Annotated in this window: 15 protein-coding genes; 9 read left to right on the forward strand and 6 right to left on the reverse strand. The window is 55.8% G+C overall.

The features are described from left to right. Positions 1–4 precede the first annotated feature (4 nt). The 3 genes from glgB to CKW20_RS15710 form a co-directional block, all read right to left on the reverse strand. Positions 5–2,236, reverse strand: a complete 2,232-nt coding sequence (gene glgB, locus CKW20_RS15700) for a 1,4-alpha-glucan branching protein GlgB (RefSeq protein WP_095053732.1) — start codon at positions 2,234–2,236, stop codon at positions 5–7. 2 nt (positions 2,237–2,238) lie between these two features. Beyond that, positions 2,239–5,580: a maltose alpha-D-glucosyltransferase gene (gene treS, locus CKW20_RS15705; RefSeq protein WP_095053733.1), complete on the reverse strand. Its 3,342-nt coding sequence runs from the start codon at positions 5,578–5,580 to the stop codon at positions 2,239–2,241. Between the two features lie 143 nt (positions 5,581–5,723). Next, complete coding sequence (locus CKW20_RS15710) at positions 5,724–7,724, reverse strand: alpha-1,4-glucan--maltose-1-phosphate maltosyltransferase (protein WP_095053734.1); 2,001 nt, start codon at positions 7,722–7,724, stop codon at positions 5,724–5,726. Positions 7,725–7,929: 205 nt separating this feature from the next. Between CKW20_RS15710 and CKW20_RS29600 the strand changes: the two genes are divergently transcribed. From CKW20_RS29600 to CKW20_RS15735, 6 genes are all read left to right on the forward strand, one after another. Next, the gene (locus CKW20_RS29600) at positions 7,930–8,094 is read left to right on the forward strand and encodes a hypothetical protein (RefSeq protein WP_176466906.1); all 165 of its coding nucleotides are present in this window, start codon (positions 7,930–7,932) and stop codon (positions 8,092–8,094) included. Between the two features lie 737 nt (positions 8,095–8,831). After that, positions 8,832–9,692 carry an McbB family protein gene (locus tag CKW20_RS15715; RefSeq protein WP_095053735.1) on the forward strand — a complete coding sequence of 287 codons (861 nt, stop codon included), beginning with the start codon at positions 8,832–8,834 and terminating at the stop codon, positions 9,690–9,692. After that, positions 9,689–10,480: a SagB/ThcOx family dehydrogenase gene (locus CKW20_RS15720; RefSeq protein WP_095053736.1), complete on the forward strand. Its 792-nt coding sequence runs from the start codon at positions 9,689–9,691 to the stop codon at positions 10,478–10,480. The genes CKW20_RS15715 and CKW20_RS15720 overlap by 4 nt, the downstream gene beginning before the upstream one ends. Beyond that, a complete protein-coding gene (locus CKW20_RS15725; protein ID WP_141228951.1) occupies positions 10,477–11,676 on the forward strand; it encodes a YcaO-like family protein in 1,200 nt (399 codons plus the stop codon). Before CKW20_RS15720 ends, CKW20_RS15725 begins: the two co-directional genes overlap by 4 nt. A 14-nt stretch (positions 11,677–11,690) precedes the next feature. Continuing rightward, positions 11,691–12,434 carry an ABC transporter permease gene (locus CKW20_RS15730; protein ID WP_095053738.1) on the forward strand — a complete coding sequence of 248 codons (744 nt, stop codon included), beginning with the start codon at positions 11,691–11,693 and terminating at the stop codon, positions 12,432–12,434. Then, positions 12,434–13,150, forward strand: a complete 717-nt coding sequence (locus tag CKW20_RS15735; protein WP_095053739.1) for an AAA family ATPase — start codon at positions 12,434–12,436, stop codon at positions 13,148–13,150. Before CKW20_RS15730 ends, CKW20_RS15735 begins: the two co-directional genes overlap by 1 nt. Positions 13,151–13,181: 31 nt before the next feature. Here CKW20_RS15735 and CKW20_RS15740 read toward each other — a convergent pair whose 3' ends face one another. After that, positions 13,182–13,685 (reverse strand): MgtC/SapB family protein, encoded by a 504-nt coding sequence (locus tag CKW20_RS15740; protein WP_095053740.1) that lies wholly within the window; start codon positions 13,683–13,685, stop codon positions 13,182–13,184. Between the two features lie 130 nt (positions 13,686–13,815). On the opposite strand from CKW20_RS15740, the gene CKW20_RS15745 reads away from it, so the two are divergent. The 3 genes from CKW20_RS15745 (at position 13,816) to mapR (ending at position 17,248) form a co-directional block, all read left to right on the forward strand. Beyond that, a complete protein-coding gene (locus CKW20_RS15745) occupies positions 13,816–14,049 on the forward strand; it encodes a DUF3203 family protein (RefSeq protein ID WP_095053741.1) in 234 nt (77 codons plus the stop codon). 195 nt (positions 14,050–14,244) lie between these two features. Continuing rightward, positions 14,245–15,669: a cytochrome c oxidase accessory protein CcoG gene (gene ccoG, locus CKW20_RS15750; protein WP_095053742.1), complete on the forward strand. Its 1,425-nt coding sequence runs from the start codon at positions 14,245–14,247 to the stop codon at positions 15,667–15,669. Positions 15,670–15,838: 169 nt separating this feature from the next. Beyond that, positions 15,839–17,248 carry a GntR family transcriptional regulator MpaR gene (mapR, locus tag CKW20_RS15755; protein ID WP_095053743.1) on the forward strand — a complete coding sequence of 470 codons (1,410 nt, stop codon included), beginning with the start codon at positions 15,839–15,841 and terminating at the stop codon, positions 17,246–17,248. 157 nt (positions 17,249–17,405) lie between these two features. Here the strand turns inward: mapR and CKW20_RS15760 are convergent, their stop codons facing one another. Then, the gene (locus tag CKW20_RS15760) at positions 17,406–18,152 is read right to left on the reverse strand and encodes an SDR family oxidoreductase (protein ID WP_095053744.1); all 747 of its coding nucleotides are present in this window, start codon (positions 18,150–18,152) and stop codon (positions 17,406–17,408) included. Positions 18,153–18,331: 179 nt separating this feature from the next. Then, entirely contained in the window at positions 18,332–20,413 is a 2,082-nt protein-coding gene (locus tag CKW20_RS15765) for a bifunctional diguanylate cyclase/phosphodiesterase (protein ID WP_095053745.1), read from the reverse strand. Positions 20,414–20,463 lie beyond the last annotated feature (50 nt).

A 20,463-nucleotide genomic window follows, 5' to 3' on the forward strand; every position in this document is an offset into this window, starting at 1 on the left:
AACCCTAACCCTCCGGACGCAGAATCAACACCCCCAGCGGCGGCAGGTTCAACTCCACAGAAAGGGCCTGGCCATGGCTCGGCTCTTCGTCGGTGAACACCCCGCCGCCGTTACCGTAGTTGGACCCGGCATAAGTGTCGGCATCGCTGTTGATCAACTCGACCCATCGCCCGGCAAACGGCACACCAACGCGGTAGGACTGACGCGGCACCGGGGTGAAGTTGGCCACCACCAACACCGGCCGCCCGTCTTTGCTCCAGCGCAGCCAGGCATAAACGCTGTTGATCGCATCGTCGCCGATCAACCACTGGAAGCCTTGCGGGGCATCATCTTGATCGTGCAGCGCCGGTTCTTCGCGATACAACCGATTCAGGTCACCGACCAGTTTTCGCACACCCTGGTGTTCCGGGTATTGCAGCAAATACCAGTCCAGTTGCTGATCGTGATTCCACTCACGCCACTGGCCGAATTCGCACCCCATGAACAACAGTTTCTTGCCGGGATGCGTCCACATGAAACTCAGATAAGCCCGCAGGTTGGCAAACTTCTGCCAGCGATCGCCGGGCATCTTGTCGATCAGTGAATGCTTGCCGTGGACCACTTCGTCGTGGGAAATCGGCAGGATGAAGCGCTCGGACCAGGCATACACCAAGCCAAAACTCAGCTCGTTGTGATGATGGGCGCGGTATACCGGATCCTGCTGAATGTAATGCAGTGAATCGTGCATCCAGCCCATGTTCCACTTATAGGCAAAACCCAGCCCACCCTGTTGCGTGCTCTGGCTGACACCCGGCCACGCCGTGGATTCTTCGGCAATCACCAACGCACCCGGTGTTTCCAGGGCCACCACATCGTTGAGATGGCGGACGAAATCAATGGCCTCCAGATTCTCCCGACCGCCGTGACGGTTGGGCACCCATTCGCCGGCCTTGCGCGAGTAATCGCGATACAGCATCGACGCCACTGCGTCCACACGCAGGCCATCGACGTGGAAATGCCTGAGCCAGTGCAGCGCCGACGCCAGCATATAGCCGTGCACCTCGGTGCGGCCCAGGTTGTAGATCAGCGTGTCCCAGTCTTGGTGAAAACCTTCCTGCGGGTTGCCGTACTCATACAACGCGGTGCCGTCGAACTGCGCCAGGCCATGGGTATCAGTGGGGAAATGCGCCGGCACCCAATCGAGGATCACGCCGATCTCGGCCTGGTGACAGGCATTGACGAAAGCGGCGAATTCATCCGGCGTACCGTAACGGGCGCTCGGGGCGAATTGCGACAGCAGTTGATACCCCCACGAGCCACCGAACGGATGCTCCATGATCGGCATCAGTTCGATGTGGGTAAAACCCAGCTCCTTCACATAAGGAATCAGCCGCTCGGCCAACTCGGGCCAGGTGTACTGACGGGCGACCTCACCGAGGTCATCCAGCTCGCATTGCCAGGAACCGGCGTGTAATTCGTAGATCGACAACGGTGCGCTGGTTCGCTGACGCTCGCCCCGCGACTGCATCCAGGCGTCGTCGTGCCAGTCGATTTGCAGCGGCGAGGCGATTTTTGATGCGGTGTCCGGCGGCAGTGCGGTGGCGAGGGCCATCGGGTCGGCCTTGAGCGGCAAAATGCCGTGAGCGCCAAGGATTTCGTATTTGTAGAGCTCCCCCGCTTGCAGGCGCGGAATGAACAACTCCCAGACCCCGGAAGGATGGCGCAGGCGCATCGGATGCCGACGACCGTCCCAGACGTTGAAGTCGCCGACCACCGAGACCCTTTTGGCGTTCGGTGCCCACACAGCGAAGCGCACGCCGTCGACGCCATCGACCGTCTTCAGTTGCGCGCCGAGGCAACTGCTCAAGTCCCGGTGATTGCCCTCGGCGAACAGATACAAATCCATCTCGCCGAGTAACGGGCCAAAGCTGTAAGGGTCCTCGGCGAGTTGCTCGCCGCCGGCCCAACGGGTTCGCAACAGATAGGGCCGGGCTCGCTCGAAGTGCCCGACGAACAGCCCCGGGGTCTGCGTGGTCTCAAGGCTGCCGAGTTCTTCCCCGGATTCCTTGTCCACCACCTGCACGCTCAAGGCGTCCGGCAGATAGGCTCGAATGAATTGCCCACCAGCGCCATCGCCGTGCGGGCCGAGAATTGCAAAGGGGTCTCGGTGCTCGGCGCGTACCAATGCATCGATATCCCGCGCTCTGGGCAGCAGCGCCTCATTAACTTGCCCCTGTTCCTTGTTCGAGAAACTCATGACTACTCTCCACCAAGATCGGAAAAGGGTTTAAGCCCACTCAATAATCCATATAAACCGTGCAACGGCACAGGCAACCAGGTGGGGCGATTTTCCGCCTCATAGGCCACTTCATAAGCCGCCTTCTCCAGACCGAACAACGCCAGCGCAGCGTCCTCGCCTTCAGAATCTTGCCATGCATGAGCAAGACTAGCTGCCGCCAGCCGATAAGCGTCGACAAATGATTGTCGCGCCTCTTTCAGATAACGATCGGCGACTCGTTGACGCGCCGCCTGGGCGTCGGCGGTGTTGTCGACATTATGCACGTTGATTACCATCGCCGCGGCGTAATCGAAGGAACGCAACACGCCGCTGACATCTTTATAGGGGCTGTGTTTGCCCCGGCGCTCATGCAGCGGCCGCGCCGGTTCACCCTCAAAGTCGATCAGGTAGGCATCGCCCTTGATCACCAACACCTGCCCCAGATGCAAGTCACCATGGACGCGGATACGCAAGCCACCAGCAGCCTTTTTACCCAGGTCCTGGACATGACTGAAGATCGCCTTTTTGTTGTCCAGCAATCGACTGACCAATGCCTGATCCGCGGCGTTCAGTTCGGCTTGATGCTGCTTGAGCAAGTTCAGGGCGTGTTCCAGTTGGGCCGCCACGTCCTTGGCCGAGGCCAGGGCCTCTTTCTGAGTGGTGATCTGTGGAGCAAAGTCCGGGTTGGCGCTCGGGGCCGCCAACACCTGATGCATTTCTCCCAGGCGCTGACCGAGCATGCCGGCGAAATCCTTCAGCTCGCCGAGGGCGTTGTAGTGCTGCTCCTGTTCCGACACAGCATCGGCGAGTTCGTCGCGAAGCGCCCGTTCAAGGTTGTTCTGGGTCCACTCCCACGCATCGCCCTGATTACTCAAGTAGCCTTGGGCGATCATCAACAGCGTGTCCTCGCCCGCCGCATCGCGACGAATCACCGCCCCCAGCAGCGGCGAAATATTCTGGAAACCGGCATGGGTCAGGTACGCACTCATTTCCAGCTCCGGGTGCACCCCTGACGCGACCTTGCGGATCAGTTTCAGCACCAGGCTGCTGCCGATCACCACCGAACTGTTGGATTGCTCGGCGGACAGATAACGCACTTCCGACTCGGCAGTCAGGCCTAGTTTGGCCAGTTCGTCGGTAGGCTCGAAGCGGATCTCGCCGCCGTCCGACGGCAACACCATGCCGGCCTGCATGCTCTGCAACACCGCATGAACAAAGCTGTCGAGGCTGAAGGCGTCGGTGATCAAGCCGACCTGACGCCCGCGCCGGACCCTGGCCAGCGCCAATTGCTGCGGCAACGCCGCGCCGACCTGCTCCTCGGAGATAAAACCGAATGGCAACTGATAGCGGCTGGTCTGACCGCCCCTGATAACATCGATTTCACCTAACAACACCGGATGCTGCGGGTCGCCGAAGCGCACGCCGTAAGCGAGGCTGACGCTGTCGATGGCGCCATCCTTGCCGGCAAACCAGCGGCGGTTCTGCAGCCAGCTCGGCAGAATGCTCTGCTCCAGCGTGCCGCGAGACGGCGCTTCGAGCAGCTCTTCCATGCGTTTTTTCAGGACCAGGGTGGTGAAGTCCGGCAGGCTTTGCGCCGGCTCCACGTGCCAGCTCGGCATCTGGTTTTCCGCCGCCAGCCCGAACCAATAGAAGCCGTAAGGCGCCAGCGTCAGCAGGAACGTCAACTGGCCGATGGGCGGAAACGCATTGCCGCCGAGCATCTCCACCGGAACCATGCCGACATAAGCCGACAGATCCAGCTCCACTGCTTGCGCGCTACGGGACACGTTGGCCACGCACAGAATGATCTCGTGCTTGCCATCCGCGCCGGTGAATTCACGGGTATAAGCCAGAACCCGTCGATTGCTCGGCGAGAGCATCTTCAATGTCCCGCGGCCAAAGGCCTTGGACTGCTTGCGCACCGCGAGCATGCGTCGGTTCCAGTTCAACAACGAATGGGGGTCACCGGCCTGGGTTTCGACGTTGACAGACAGGTAGCCGTATTGCGGGTCCATGATCGGCGGCAACACCAGGCTGGCCGGGTCGGCGCGAGAGAATCCGCCATTACGGTCGATCGACCACTGCATCGGCGTGCGCACACCGTCGCGGTCGCCGAGGTAGATGTTGTCGCCCATGCCGATTTCATCGCCGTAATACAGGGTCGGCGTGCCGGGCATCGACAGCAGCAGGCTGTTAAGCAGTTCCACGCGGCGGCGATCACGTTCCATCAATGGCGCCAGACGCCGGCGAATCCCCAGATTGATCCGCGCCCGTCGATCGGCCGCGTAGTAATTCCACAGGTAATCGCGCTCCCGGTCGGTGACCATTTCCAGGGTCAGCTCATCGTGGTTGCGCAGGAAAATCGCCCACTGGCAGTTGGCGGGAATTTCCGGGGTCTGGCGTAAAATATCGGTGATCGGGAAGCGATCTTCCTGGGCCAGTGCCATGTACATGCGCGGCATCAACGGGAAGTGAAAGGCCATGTGGCATTCGTCGCCGTTCTGTCCGCTGGCGTCGGTGTTGCCAAAGTACAATTGAGTGTCTTCCGGCCACTGGTTGGCCTCGGCCAGCAGCATGCGATCGGGATAATTGGCGTCAATCTCGGCACGGATCTGCTTGAGGACGTCGTGGGTCTCGGGCAGGTTTTCGTTGTTGGTGCCATCGCGCTCGATCAGGTACGGGATCGCGTCCAGCCGCAGACCATCGATGCCCATGTCGAGCCAATAGCGCATCACCGACAGCACGGCTTTCATCACTTGCGGGTTATCGAAGTTCAGGTCCGGTTGGTGCGAATAGAAACGGTGCCAGAAGTACTGACCGGCCACCGGGTCCCAGGTCCAGTTGGACTTTTCGGTATCGAGAAAGATGATGCGGGTGCCGTCGTATTTCTGATCGTTATCGGACCAGACATAGAAGTCTCGGGCCGCCGAACCGGGCTTGGCCTTGCGCGCGCGCTGGAACCATGGGTGCTGGTCCGAGGTGTGATTGATGACCAGCTCGGTGATTACCCGCAGGCCACGTTTGTGGGCCTCGGAAATGAAGCGTTTGGCATCGGCCAGAGTGCCGTAGTCGGCATGCACGCCACGGTATTCGGCGATGTCGTAACCGTCGTCGCGCCGTGGCGAAGGGTAGAACGGCAATAGCCAGATGGTATTGACACCCAAGTCGGCAATGTAATCGAGCTTGGCGATAAGGCCGGGAAAGTCGCCGATCCCGTCGTTGTTGGAGTCGAAAAAAGACTTAACGTGAACCTGGTAGATCACCGCATCCTTGTACCAGAGCGGGTCCTTGATGAAGGTGGCTGACCTGGGTTTCTTCGCCATTTGAAACTCCTGTTAATACTAGAGAACGCCTTGGCCGAGATCGTTCCCACGCTCTGCGTGGGAATGCATCCAGTGACGCTCTGCGTCACAGCGGCGGACGCAGAGCGTCCAGGGCGGCATTCCCACGCAGAGCGTGGGAACGATCATGACGGTGCGGTAATCCTCCAAATCCCGAACGGCAGATGCCACGGCTCAATCCGCATGAACTGATACTTGCCGTGCCAGGTCCAGCGGTGGCCGTTCATCAGGTCTTCGCCCTGGGTACTGGCCTCGTCGGGCAAACCCATTTCCCACAGCGGCAATTCGAAGTTCGCCTCCTGGGCGTGATGCGGATCGAGGCTGACCGCCACCAGAATGAAATTGCTGCCGTCAACGCTGCGTTTGCCGAAGTACAGAATGTTGTCGTTCCAGGCGTTGTAGACCTTCAGGCCCAGGTGCGTGTGCAGCGCGGGGTTCTGCCGACGGATGCGGTTGAGCTGGGCGATCTCGGCAATGATGTTGCCCGGCGCGTTGAAGTCCCTGGGGCGGATTTCGTACTTCTCGGAATTGAGGTATTCCTCCCGGCCCGGCACCGGTGCCGCTTCACACAGTTCAAAACCCGAATACATGCCCCACAACCCGGAGCCCATGGTCGCCAGCGCGGCACGAATCAAAAAACCGGCGCGCCCGGATTCATGCAGGAACGTCGGGTTAATGTCCGGCGTGTTGACGAAGAAATTCGGCCGGTAGCATTCACGCCACGGTGACTCGTTGAGTTCGGTGAAATAGGTTGCCAGCTCGGCCTTGGTGTTGCGCCAGGTGAAATAGGTATAGCTCTGGGAGTAACCGACCTTGCCCAAACGCGCCATCATCGCCGGCGTGGTAAAGGCTTCGGCCAGGAAGATCACCTCGGGATACAGTGCCCGCACATCGGCGATCATCCACTGCCAGAATGGCAACGGTTTGGTGTGAGGATTATCGACGCGAAACAGCTTCACGCCCTCCTCGACCCAACCCACGACGACATCGCGCAACTCGATCCACAGGCTGGGAATCGCGTCCACGGCATAGAAGTCGACGTTGACGATGTCCTGGTATTTCTTCGGCGGGTTCTCGGCGTATTTGATCGTGCCGTCCGGCCGCCAGCTAAACCAGCCGGGGTGCTGTTTGAGCCACGGGTGGTCCTGGGAACACTGAATCGCAAAGTCGAGGGCGATTTCCAGACCATGCTCGGCGGCGGCCGCGACGAGCCGGCGAAAGTCCTCACGCGAGCCCAATTCCGAGTGAATCGCCTCATGCCCGCCCTCTTCGCTGCCGATGGCGTAAGGGCTGCCCGGATCATCGGGGCCGGCGATCAACGAGTTGTTCGGGCCTTTGCGGTAGCTGCGGCCAATCGGGTGGATCGGCGTGAAATACAGCACGTCGAAGCCCATGTCCTGGATCATTGGCAGCCGCGAATGCACGTCGTTGAAGGTGCCGTGGCGAGCCGGGTCATCGGTGATCGAGCGCGGAAACAGTTCATACCAACTGGCGAACTGCGCCAGCGCTCGCTCTACGTCCACCGGGTATTCAGGGCTCAGGCTCAGGAAGGGACGATGGTCGGCCTGGGCCATCAAGTCCGCGCTACGCTGGTGCAGAAACAAAGCGACCTGCTCGGTTTCGAGCAGACCGGACAATTCATAATGCAACGCCGCCAGTTGTTCACTGAGGTGGCCTTCGGAACGTTCGGCGGCCTGCTGGACGTGAGTGCGCCCTTCCTGCAATTCCAGGCTGACCGATATGCCGACGGCATGTTTTTTCTCCAGCTCATAACAAAAACTGGCGTACTGATCGATCCAGGCTTCGAGGCAGAACACATAACGCCCCTGCTTCTTGACACGAAACCGGCCCTGCCAGCCGTTATTACCCAGCTCGGCCATGACCTCGCTCTGCCAGGTATCGTCGCCATCAGCACGCCAGCGAATGCGCACGGCCAGTTTGTCGTGACCGTCGGCAAACACTTTGCTGGTCACCACCACGTCCTGATCGATGATGGCTTTAACGGCGAATTGCCCGCCATCGAGGGTCGGCATGGTGTTTTCGATCACGATCCGCGGTAGCAGTAATGCCTGAGACAGCGGGATATGCGGGTTGTAGCTCAGTTCTGTAGGTTTTTCAGCGGTCATCGAGCATCTCTCCTTAACGCCCCAAGGACGCTCTTGTGCCTGGTCGTCGTTCAGACGAAGCGCTCTGCCCCGACATGAACTCACTTAGGTTCCGAACAGCAGGCGCCGGTAAAAGTTCAGAGGGATTTGTCGGAATCAAATCCTTTGCGCAGCGGTCAACCAACTTAAGCACGACTCACGCCATGCGCCACTGGAGACGCCATCAATGAGCATCCCGATTCCGGTCGAGACACCCGATCCGAACATCGACAACCCGCCAACCCCGCCGACCGAGCCGCAACCGGTGCCTGAGCAGGAGCCGCCGGGTACCCCCGCACCGCCAAGGGAAGAACCGCCGACGACTAAACCACCGGTGATTGTCACACCGTAAGCCAGTAGAACGACGATCAACTCCGCCGACAGAGGCGAAGATCACTCCTGAAAACAGATCTCCGATGAAAAAACAACAAAAAACTACCTTTCGTCGCCTTATCTATGGCGGCGAAATGTAAATATCAGAACGCAACTTACATTAATTTAGGAAGCGTACTACAAACGTCCTCAGACATTTCTAGACCTGCAAAAACACCCCCCAACTCTTACCATAAAATAAAACACTGTAACTATCAGAAAAATCTAAACATTCAAAAGAGAATCCAACTGTTTACACATTAAACTGAATAACAAGAAACACACTCGAAAACCTGCAAGATTATTTACCTTTCCCCGCAGGAAACTTCCCACAACGAAAAACACTGGAACTTGCAACTCATCCCGCCAAAGGCTAAAAATCAAGTGTCACTTAACGACAAGTGACTTAATTCCAAGAAGGAGTTTGAAAATGCAAAATGGAAATTTGACCGAAACAATCTTCTGCTTCAAAACCGAATTTGGCGGAGGGGCGCACCCCGACATCGCTGGAGGTTCTGGTAGCGCTGGTGGTTGCGGAGGAAGTGGTGGTTGCGGCGGCGGTGGCGGTTGTAAGGGTGGAAGCGGAGGCTCAGGCGGCTCTGGAGGTAATGCCGTTACACCTCACACCGAAGATCAGCGACCTAAACAATAAATTTAAGCATTAAAGGAGACGAAGTCTTTCTGGCTGTATCCGGGAAGACTTCGACAAGGATCGCCATGAAACTCAGCATACAAAACTACAATCTACTTAACTTCAATAACGATAATATCGTCATTTCCCAACAAGGTGTATCACGAATAAATTCACCCTCTCTTTTAGAGGTAATCAGAAAGTTAAACAATCGAAAAAGCATAACCGACAACGAACTCACCTGCTTATTCAACGAACACCACCTGGATCAAGGGGACGCCTATCTATCTCTTGAAAAAATACTCGGCCTTCAAAAAGATAAAGAAAATACATACTTTGAAAAAGCTATAGTTGCACATGACTGGGACGACCACGCACTGCTTGAATCGCTTCTTAAAAGCGAACTACCCAACTCAACGATCGTATGCAAAACATCGGAACTACCACAAAGAATAATTGACAGCAAACCGAATTTCCTCATATTTCTTTGCAGAAACTATGATTACAACGAACTAAGAGAGTTTTACTTTCGATTTATATCCAACTCACCCGAAAGCTCAATCAGCATCTGCTACTCCAATGGAGAGCAGTACATCATTGGTCAACCCTACTTTCCAGCCCTAGGAAACCCTTGTCATTTCTGCACGATCGACAGGCTAATAAATCATGAGACATACAAACCAAGTAAAAACACCTGGTCGAGCCTTTTAAATTTCTGCCGATCAAAAAACATACCGACACCCTCCGAACAACACACTTTATACCAAAAAACATTAATCATTGGAGCCGTCATACAAAAAATAAAACTGATGATTGGCACAAGTGGAACTCACCGCTTCCAAGACAATATCCTCCAGGAAACCACTCTTTCGCTTAGTGATGGACGCGTATCAGAATCATCAATTTCACACTGGTGCATGTGTGACTGCTTGAGGACTAGCATATGAACAATATCCCCCATGACTATTATCTAAGATTCCTCGACCCAGCGGTCTATGATCAAGTGCTAGACTTCCACACCAAAGGAAACTACATCATTCACGAAGCCTTTAAAGACTCCACAGCATTACACTTCATAGAAAATAAACATCTATCGACACTAACAGGAAACGAACTCAAGCTTTATCCAGACATGAATATGTGCTTACCCACAAAAATCAAAAAAGACTCTAGCAGTCCAAATCGAAATGAATCATGCGAAAAATTTGGAAAAACAAATTTAACCTTTGACGTTATCGAGAAATTAGTAAGCCCATTAATTTCAGCAAATACAAATAGCTATAAACGCGGATACCCAAGCGGCGGCGCGCTTTATCCAATAGAAGTTTTTGTTTGTTCGCTAATGGAAGACGAACCAACTTGGCCGTGCCCGGAAAAAATTTTACACCTATTGCCTCAATCTGCAAAATTCGAAATCATCCAAGGCTCAGCGTGCACAAGCGTATTACGCTCCGCAATTTTAGCTGCTCCGGGAAATATTGGCGCTCCAAGCTTGGCCATCATATATGCCGCCTACTTGCCAAAAACAATGTTCAAATATCGATATCGTGGATATCGTTTAGCACTTATGGAGGCGGGATCCATATACATGCTAATCGAATTACAAGCTAAACAACTTCAACTGCGAAGTCGCCTTTGGTCGGCCTATACAGACACAATGCTGTGTAAGGCAATAGGGTTGAATCCGGCGTTATTTTTACCTCTCTGCGTACATTTTGTAGGTAAGGCAGAATGAACACCTATAATCGAATCAATATATCGTCTCTACCAACAGCAATTACATATCAACCATCCTGCATCAGATCTATTCCAATGTCAGTAGAATGCAATGACGTATGGGGTAACGGCGGATCAGGTATTGGTGCTGGCTCAGAAGCGATACGCTCCGCATTAGGCGAATACTTTGAGCGACGTCATTTCTATATGGAAATTATTCCTGACCTGACGGGTACCCTCGACACGTCTTTAACAGCAGCCGAGAGAACAAGCTTCGTTACAGCATTTCATCAAACATGTGAAAAAAAAGCCTCGACACAAGCGATCAGCGAGCATCGATACAACTTGTCTGAAGTTTACCGGGCCAGTGACTTTTCCAGCTGCCATGTTCCGACTGCCTGCATATCTCTTAGTGCACACAACATTGCAAATGACAGCGCAATATACCCCCTGCGAGACACTTGCGGGTGCAGCTTTCACTGGGATCCTATGGCTGCCATCTTTGGTTCACTGAAGGAACAACTTGAAAGACAATTTTTAGCAAGATTCTGGCTCACAAAGAAATGCCACGAAATAATGACTCCAAACATGGCACTGGATAAATTAAAAAACACCAACTCATTAAACTTGTACAAGCACCTCATTCTTGCGGGCGATGTAGCTGTCATCGACATTTCGGATTCATCCTTCCCGGGTGTTTGCATACTCACAGTCTACGGAAATAGAAATAATATCAGACACGTTAAATACTGCGCTGGGATGGCATATGCCGCGAACGCCGAAGAAGCGTTGGATAAATCGATTCGCGAACTATGGCAAACCTATCGATTTATAGATCTTTTTTGCGCAACCAAAAGCGAACTCAACGAGATTGACGATCCTTACTTAAGACATTTCTTGAACTGCAACGATTACAAAACCTATCAAGAGATAACTGCAATACAACATCCATATACCCCAACACCTAACCACAAAGAAAAATTTAACGTGCCTGGATTATTAAAAGCCCTAGACAGGCAGAACGTAACCGGCTTCATCTACATGAAACCGATAGCAATCGAGAACTCCAATTACTTTGCCAGCAAATATTTATCACCTGATTTATTTTTACACATGAACAATTCGAAAAACATCAACACCCGCAACAACTACTCGAAAAATTTCTTTCATGAAATCCATGAGAACCGAAAAAACATTATGACCCCCTTTCCTTGAAGAGAAAAAACAACATGCCAAACACGACTATTCAACGCGCAACCAGGCTCAGCCTGATCTTCATAAAAGAACAATTAAAAGAGCCCACTGCTTTTTTCTGGACAATCCTGTCGCCCGCTGCGCTATTTTATCTACTCGCCTATTCAAAAGGACACACACCACCTTATACGTCGAACTATATTGAAACCACAGCCTGGTTCTATGCTTATATTTCTTCCAGCGTCGCTTTTTTTGGCTTTTCTTTTTACATTATTGGCCGCAGGGAAAGCGGATTCACAAGATCTTTTATTTACAAACTTGAGGCTCGATTTATATTTCTACTGGGTCAGTTTTTCGCTTACTCGTTCATATCAATATTATATTGCCTGGCATTTTATTGCCTGACGCGACCTACCTTTGGACTACTGTCCATGAGTGAGGCATTACATATCGCTGTTCGATTCTATTTCTGCTTTCTACTGTTCAGCATACCCGGCCTTTTATTAACGCTCCCACCCATAACGTTTCAAAACGCAAATACTTTTTTTTCGATTGCTTCATTCTCAATGCTGATTTTAGGTATTTACGGAGCCAGTACCTCATCGCCTTCTTCAAGCCTGATTCAGGCTTTTAATCCCTTAGCCATGGCCAACGATATCATTTCTCATGAAATCATGGATAACCAACAACTGATATTAGCTATCGTCGCTTTGTTTTTGGGCGCGTTTCTATTAACGCTCCATAACTTCAGGGTAAATCCAGTGTGGAGTAGATATTAATGAGCCTATTAAACATCAACAACCTCTCCTTCAGCTATATAGAAAAGCCCATACTCATCAGTGCATCAATGTCGGTCGAATCAGGTTCGATCGTAGGATTACTTGGCCCCAACGGGAGTGGAAAAACCACGTTTTTCGATATCATATGCGGATTAACCAACAACAAAAACACCGAAATAACCAGTACATTCAAAAGTCAACTGTACTTATCCCAATCCCTTAGCACTCCACACACGCTCCGCATGTTTGATATTTTTAAGATGACCACGCTTTTCTGTTCTTCAGAGCATATTAGTCAGCAGCGTGTCCTGGAGAAACTTCGAGTATGGAGTCCAGAAATCATTGACCGATACACGGCCATATGGAACAAGAAATCGGCTATCTGCAGTTATGGTGAAAAACGCTGGTTTTTCACATTAACCTTGCTGGCCCTCAGTGCAGATCTGGTCATTCTGGACGAGCCCAGTGCAGGGGTTGATCCGGAGTTCCGCCATTACATCTGGAAGTGCTTGAGAGGTGCGGCCCAGGATGGGGCGGCCATTCTGGTTTCCTCTCACAACATTGAGGAGGTAGCCGCTAATTGTGATCGTTTCTACATGATCAGCGAACATACGTTTAAGCCATTCCGGTCTGGTGATGAGTTCAAAAGGCACTACCACGCAAGCAGCCTTGACGAAGCGTTCATCTGTGCCGCAGCAGCAACCACTGGTAACTAATTCGGCAGGCATTCCACCAAGGGGATCACCGCTATGGGTTACGCTCATTCTTTTCCAGCAGCTTCACAACCTTCGGCATCACCCCCAGTATCACCAACGCCAACAACGTACTAAGCACCGCAGTCGCCTCGCGGCCCAATCCAGCCGAAACGCCAATGGCTGCCGTCATCCACAAACCGGCGGCGGTGGTCAGGCCTTTGACATGGCCCTCATCGCCATCGGTGTTCTTCAGGATAGTCCCGGCACCGAGAAAGCCGATGCCGGCGATCACGCCTTGTACCACCCGGCTCATGGCATCGGCCTGGGATCCTGACATTTGCGGCACCAGCACAAACAACGCCGCGCCCAGCGCCACCAGCATATGGGTGCGAACCCCGGCGGCCTTGCCCTTCTGTTCACGTTCGAAACCGAGAATGCCGCCCAGCAAGGCGGCCATCAGCAATCGCACGGTAATGCGCGTGAGTTGTGAAGCGTCGCCGATATCGGCGAACTCTGCTTGCAACGTGACCCAAACCTCATGCCACCAGGCGTCCATGGTGCAGTCCTTGTGATGAAGTAATGACTCGATAAAGGGTGGACCGCACCCACCATTAATCGGTTGCACAGAACGATGACCGGCAGATGGGTCCTAACACTTCAGAATCCGCAGAAAAAAGGACACCCCCATGACCGTGCGCATCGAAAACCAGACCTGCTTCTTCATCACCAGGAACGGCGAAGAAATTCGTCTTTGTGCCGATGTCACCATCATCACTGACCCGGAAAAATCCATGTCGGCGGTCGACCTCGACGGCCAGCGCATCTACATCACCGAAGCAGAAGCCGATGCACTGACCGTAGCAGGCGCAGTGGATGGTCGCCGACATCTGAAAGCCACGGACAGTGATTCGGTGATTTGACTGACCTGCATCAACAACCGCCGCAAACACCTGGCATAGACGTTTGCGGCCCGCCATTGCGGGTGCATCAAGTTGTCGCAGGAAAATGCCAAAAGCTCATCTGATCCGCTTTTTATTGCTTTAGCTGAGTCTGTTATGCAAACAGATCGCTGGTCATAGTGCTCAGGCCTGATGGAGGCTGATGAGCGAAAGACCATGAGCGAAAGAATCCCCGTCCGAACCGTTGAACCTGTCTCACTTATAAATGAGCCTTTGCGTCCAAAGATAAAGGCCAAGTCCAGCGACAACCTGATCCACACCCGCAGCTTCACGGGCTTGTTCCGCACCCTGCGCATGAGTGGCGCGGGGGTTCTGTTTCTGCTGTTTTTCGGCACGGTGTGGCTGAACTGGGGTGGCCGTCAGGCGGTGCTCTGGGACCTTTCCGAAAGCAAATTCCACATCTTCGGCGCAACCTTCTGGCCACAGGATTTCATCCTGCTCTCGGCGCTGCTGATCATCGCCGCGTTCGGCCTGTTTGCGATCACCGTGTTTGCCGGTCGGGTCTGGTGCGGTTACACCTGCCCGCAGAGCTCCTGGACCTGGATCTTCATGTGGTGCGAGAAGCTCACCGAAGGCGAACGCAACCAGCGAATCAAGCTGCAAGCTGCGCCCTGGGGCCTGAACAAACTGATCCGCCGCTCGGCCAAACACACCCTGTGGCTGGCGATCAGCCTGCTCACCGGCCTGACCTTTGTCGGCTACTTCACACCGATCCGGCCCTTGGCCGAAGAGCTGCTGACCTTGCAAATCAGCGGTGCCAGCCTGTTCTGGGTACTGTTTTTCACCGGTGCCACTTACATCAATGCCGGCTGGCTGCGCGAAGCGGTGTGCATGCACATGTGCCCGTATGCACGGTTCCAGAGCGTGATGTTCGACAAGGACACCCTGACCATTTCCTACGACGTGGCTCGCGGCGAAAACCGTGGCCCGCGCAAACGAGACGTCAAACCCGTCGAAGTCGATTTGGGTGATTGCATCGACTGCCAGTTGTGCGTGCAGGTATGCCCGACCGGCATCGACATCCGCGACGGCTTGCAGATGGAATGCATCGGTTGCGCCGCGTGCATCGACGCCTGTGATTCAATCATGGACAAAATGGGCTACGCCCGCGGGCTGATTAGCTACACCTCGGAGCATGAGTTGCAGGGTGGCAAGACCCATCTGCTGCGCCCGCGCTTGATCGGCTACACCGCCGTACTGCTGCTGATGATCGGCGCCCTCGCCCTGGCGCTGGTGGAGAGGCCAATGGTGTCGCTGGATGTGAGCAAGGACCGTGGCCTGTTCCGCGAGAACAGTGCAGGCCAGATCGAAAACATCTACAGCCTGAAGGTCATCAACAAGACCCAGCAACGTCAGGATTATCGATTGATGCTGGTCGATGGCGATGGCTTCCAATTGCAAGGCAAGACTGAACTGAGCCTGGCCCCCGGCGAGATCGTCGACGTACCGGTGTCGGTGGCCATGACCATGGATGGCCCGAGCAGCAGCTCGCAGACCATCGGTTTCAAAATTGTCGACAGTGATGAGCCGGACATCTACAGCGTGGCCAAGAGCCGGTTTGTTGCGCCGATGAACCGCTGAGCCTTTAAGATGCAGCTCTTTGTCAGATGCGGTCCTCTGTGGCGAGGGAGCTTGCTCCCGCTCGGCTGCGTAGCAGTCGTAGATTTTTGGGGGCGCTTCGCACCCCAGCGGGAGCAAGCTCCCTCGCCACAAAAGGGCACCACATGAATAACTTCAAACCGGGCACTCGATGAAACGCTACGAAAAATTCGCCGACGACATCGCTGAACTGATCCGCTCCGGCGTCCTCGGCCCCGGCCAGCGAGTGCCGTCAGTACGCTATGCCAGCCAGACTTACGGCGTCAGCCCGTCCACGGTGTTCCAGGCCTATTACCTGCTCGAACGCCGTGGCCTGATCCGCGCTCGGCCGCGTTCCGGCTACTTCGTCAATGCGCATGCGCCGAGCCCGTTCTCGGAGCCGGTGATCAGCAGCCAGGTCAACGAGTCCACCGAAGTCGACGTCAGCGAACTGGTGTTCTCGGTGCTGGACTCGATCAAGGATCCGACCACCGTGCCCTTCGGCTCGGCCTTCCCCAGCCCCACGCTGTTCCCGCTGCAACGGTTGTCCCGCTCGCTGGCCAGTGCCGCTCGGGATATGGACCCGCGCATGGTGGTCACCGACATGTCGCCGGGCAACCCACAACTGCGTCGGCAAATCGCCCTGCGCTATATGGTCGGCGGACTGATGTTGCCCATGGAAGAGTTGCTGATCACCAACGGCGCGCTCGAAGCCCTGAACCTGTGCCTGCAAGCCGTCACCGAACCCGGTGATCTGGTGGCCATCGAAGCCCCGGCGTTCTACGCCAGCCTGCAAGTGCTGGAACGGCTGAAGCTCAAAGCGGTGGAAATTCCCGTTCATCCGCGAGACGGCATCGACCTCGGCGTGCTCGCCCAAACCCTGGAACGGCACCCGATCAAGGCTTGCTGGTGCATGACCAGCTTCCAGAACCCCATGGGCGCAACCATGCCCGAAGCGAAGAAACAGGAACTGGTGGAGCTGTTGCGCAGCCATCAAGTGCCTCTGATCGAAGACGACGTCTACGCCGAGCTCTATTACGGCCAACAGGCACCAAAACCGGCCAAGGCTTTCGATACTGAGGGTCTGGTGATGCATTGCGGCTCGTTCGCTAAGAGCCTGGCGCCCGGCTACCGCATCGGCTGGGTCGCCGCTGGGCGCTTTGCGCAAAAAATCGAACGCCTGAAACTCATGACCTCACTGTGCGCCTCGATGCCCGCCCAGGCCGCCATCGCCGATTACCTGCAACACGGCGGCTACGACCGACACCTGCGCAAACTGCGTTACGCCCTGGAAGAACAGCAAAGCGCCATGCTCGCCGCCATCGCCCGCTACTTCCCGGCGCAGACCCGCGTCAGTCAGCCGGCTGGTGGCTACTTTTTGTGGCTGGAACTGCCACCGCAGATGGATTCGCTGAAGTTGTTTCAGATGGCATTGGCGCAGGGGATCAGCATCGCGCCGGGACCGATTTTTTCACCGACCCAGCGGTTCAGGAATTGTATTCGATTGAATTACGGCAGCCCTTGGACTGAAGATTCGGAGAAGGCGATGGAGACGTTGGGGCGGATTGTGCGGTCGTTTTGATAGTTCGATGCTGCCAGTACCGGCCTCTTCGCGGGCAAGCCTCGCTCCTACGGGTTTTGCATAAGTCGTGAGAACAAATTGGACCCGTAGGAGCGAGCGGTGCGGCAATCCGACTTGCCCGCGAAGAGGCCGGTACAGACACCGCAAGTTTTGAGGATTAGCGCCCACCACCCAGATCAACAAACGTCCCCGTCGCATAAGAAGCCTTATCCGACAACAACCACACAATCGCCTCCGCCACTTCATCCGGCCGCCCACCCCGAGCCATCGGGATCGCCGACTCCAGCTTGCTGACCCGATCCGGATCACCGCTCAATGCATGGAAATCGGTGTAGATGTAACCAGGCCGCACGGCGTTTACGCGAATTCCCTCACCCGCCACTTCCTTGGACAGACCGATGGTGAAGCTGTCCAGCGCACCTTTGGACGCTGCGTAATCCACGTATTCGTTAGGTGAGCCCAATCGCGAGGCGACCGACGACACGTTGACGATGCTGCCACCCTGCCCACCGTGCTTGGGCGACATACGCAGAATCGCGTGTTTGGCGCAGAGGATCGGTGCCAGAACGTTGGTTTTGAGGATTTTCAGAATTCGGAATTCAGACATTTCGTCGATCCGCGACTTTTGCCCGACGGTGCCGGCGTTGTTCACCAGCGCCGTGACCCGACCGAGCTCGGTGTCTACGCGATGGAACAGGCCGATCACTTCGTCTTCGATGCTGACATCGGCGCGCACGGCAATGGCTTGGGCACCGAGCGCACGAACTTGTTCCAGCACACTGTGCGCCGCCTGTTCGTCGGACTGATAGTTGATACAGATCCGATAGCCCTGCTCTGCGGCCAACAGGGCCGTAGCGGCGCCAATTCCGCGGCTGCCGCCGGTGATGACGATGACTTTGTCCATGCTGGCATTTCCCCCGTTACAAGCGTAAGCAGTCGGGGCCAAGAATAACCGCCATTGCGCGGTTTTGCATGGGCTGTGTGGTGACCGTTCGGACGCCTTCGCGGGCAAGCCTCGCTCCTACAGGCCTGTGGTTATCTGTAGGAGCGAGGCTTGCCCGCGAAGAACGATAATGCGGTCCATCAGCCGGCAGCCAATCGCTCCCCGCGGTGAATATCGGCCATGAAGCGATCAGCCGGCAGCGGGTGCCCCAGCAGGTAACCCTGCAACGAGTCGCAACCCAGTTGGGTCAGGAAGTCTTGCTGGACACCGGTTTCCACCCCTTCGGCCACAATCCGCAAACCCAACGCCTGGCCGAGTGCGACGATAGCCGACACGATGGCCGCGTCGTCGCTGTCGTGTTCCAGATCACGGACAAAACCCCGATCAATCTTCAGCTCATTGGCCGGCAGGCGCTTGAGGTACATCAAGCTCGAATAGCCGGTGCCAAAGTCATCGATGGACAGGTCGACGCCCATTCCCGAGAGTTCCTGCAGCACCGTCATGCTCGCATCGGCGTCGCTCATGGCGGTGGTTTCAGTGATTTCCAGGGTCAGGCTGTTGGCCGGCAGATGATGAGTGGTCAAGGCCTTGGCGACACTCTGGACCAACCCGGCGTGGCAGAACTGCAAGGCCGAGAGGTTCACCGCGATGCGCCAATCGGTGTAACCGAGCACGTACCACTCGCGCATCTGACGGCAGGCTTCGTTGAGCACCCACTCGCCAATTGGAATGATCAGCCCGGTCTTCTCCGCAAGATCGATGAAGCTGTCCGGCTGCAGCATGCCTTGAGTCGGGTGCATCCAGCGCAGCAACGCCTCGGCGCCCACCGCTCGGCCATTGCCGGCGTCGAACTTGGGTTGGTAATAGAGACTGAACTGCTGCTGATCGACGGCATTGCGCAGGTCTTGCAGCAATTGCAGCTGTTTGCGCGCGTTGCTGTTCATCGAGGCGTCGAAGAAGCGGTGGCCGTTTTTCCCGGCGCCCTTGGCGTGATACATCGCGGCGTCGGCATTCATCAGCAACTCCTCGGCGGTCTGACCATTGCCCGGATAGAGCGCGATGCCGACGCTGGCGGAAATCTGCAAGTCATGTTCGGCGACCCGGAACGAGCGCCCGATCAGGCCGACTTGACGCGCCGCCAGGTTCAGCGCGTCATTCGGCTCGCTGAGTTGCACCAGCAGCACAAATTCATCGCCGCCGATCCGCGCCAGGGTGTCCTGACTGCGCAAGTCCTCGCGCAACCGTAGGCCGACTTCACGCAACAACTGGTCGCCCATGTGATGTCCGAAGGCATCGTTAACCGGTTTGAAGCCGTCCAGATCAATAAACATCAAGGCGAAACAGCCGCCCTGCTCCTGCACCCCCGACATCGCCTGATCGATACGATCGGCCAGCAATACTCGGTTCGGCAGACCGGTCAGCGTATCGTGCAGTGCCAGTTGGGTGAGCTCGCGATTGGCCTCGGTCAGCGATTGGGCGAGCTGCGCGGTGCGAGCCTCCAGGCGGGCATCGAGAATCGACGTCAGCAAGGCAATGCTCAACACCGCCAAGGTGGTGATCAGAACCAGATTGTCCAGGCCCTTGCCGTTCAGGCCATCGACCGCCGCACCACAGAAACTGCCGTCCGCGAAGCGTGCCGCGGCCATGCCGGTGTAGTGCATGCCGACGATGGCGACGCCCATGATCACCGCCGCACCGCCGCGGATCAGGCGAACATACGGCGCGTGCTGGCGCAGGCGGAACGCAATCCATAACGCCGCGCCCGACGCGCCGACGGCAATCAGCAGCGACGCACTAAACAGGGTCGGCTCGTAATCGATGCCCGGTTGCATGCGCATGGCGGCCATGCCGGTGTAATGCATCGCACTGATGCCCGCGCCCATGACCAGCGCGCCGAACGCCAATTGCCAGGCCGGCAGTTGTGGCTGGCTGACCAGCCACAGGGCAAAGCCGCACGACAGGAGCGCAATCAAGAGGGACAGCGCCGTGAGAGTAACGTCGTAGCCCAGATCGATCGGCAATGTGAAGGCGAGCATGCCGATGAAATGCATCGACCACACGCCAATGCCCATCGCAAAAGCACCGCCCACCGTCCATAAATGCACGGCTCGGCCCTTGGCCGTGGCGATGCGTCCGGTGAGATCGAGCGCGGTATAAGAGGCCAGTATCGCCACACACAGCGATATGAAAACCAGGGTAAAGGAATAACTACCGATGAGCATGGGACTTCTCGCGACCGCCCCCGCCGTGCTGCGTCAGTTCTTGGGGAGCA

Origin of the sequence: Pseudomonas sp. Irchel s3b2 (genome assembly GCF_900187445.1) — a bacterium.
Classification (GTDB): domain Bacteria; phylum Pseudomonadota; class Gammaproteobacteria; order Pseudomonadales; family Pseudomonadaceae; genus Aquipseudomonas.